Here is an 885-nt window from a genome sequence, read left to right as displayed (position 1 = left end):
GCTGGAGGTTCCTGCGGAGAAGGCGGACCTCTCAGGCACCTGGCTGGTCATCGCACCCTCCCAACACACCCACCACGAACACACCACCAACACCCTGCACACCATCACCGACCACGGAGGCCACCCCGTCCTCCTCACCGAAGACTTCACCCACCACATCACCACCCACACCACCCAACCCCCCACCGGCATCATCTCCCTCCTCTCCCTCGACGAATCACCCCACCCCACACACCCCGCCATCCCCACCGGACTCGCCACCACCATCCACCTCATCCAAACCCTCGACACCCACCTCCCCACCACCCCCCTGCACCACCTCACCACCCACGCCGTCACCACCCACCCCCACCAACCCCTCACCCACCCCACCCAAGCCCACACCTGGGGACTCGCCCGCGTCGCCGCCCTCGAAACACCCCACCGCAACACCACCCTCATCGACCTCCCCACCACCTGGCACCCCACCACCCCCCACCACCTCGCCACCGCCCTCACCCACCCCACCGAAGACCAACTCGCCCTCCGCCCCCACACCCTCCACACCCGCCGCCTCACCCACACCCCCCTCACCCACCCCACCCCCACCAACCCCACCCCCCTCAACCCCCACGGCACCATCCTCATCACCGGCGGCACCGGAGCCCTCGGCAGCCACATCGCCCGCTGGCACGCCCGCCGCCACCACCACCTCCACCTCATCTCCCGCCAAGGACCCCACCACCCCCACGCCCACACCCTCCGCCAAGAACTCCTCACCCTCGGCGCCCCCACCGTCACCATCACCCCCTGCGACACCACCAACCCCCACGACCTCACCACCACCCTCAACACCATCCCCCCCACCCACCCCCTCACCGCCGTCATCCACACCGCCGGCATCGC

At 69.8% G+C, this 885-nt stretch carries 1 protein-coding gene; it reads left to right on the top strand.

The genetic code is table 11. From position 1 onward, the window contains the following. The coding region (locus tag ICC28_RS40010; RefSeq protein ID WP_188293791.1) for a KR domain-containing protein at positions 1–885 on the top strand (885 nt) is incomplete at both ends.

This window comes from Streptomyces sp. TRM68416, from assembly GCF_014596915.1.
Classification (GTDB): Bacteria; Actinomycetota; Actinomycetes; order Streptomycetales; family Streptomycetaceae; genus Streptomyces.
Note: the sequence above shows the minus strand (reverse complement) of the source record. Positions and strands in the feature narration are given on the sequence as shown.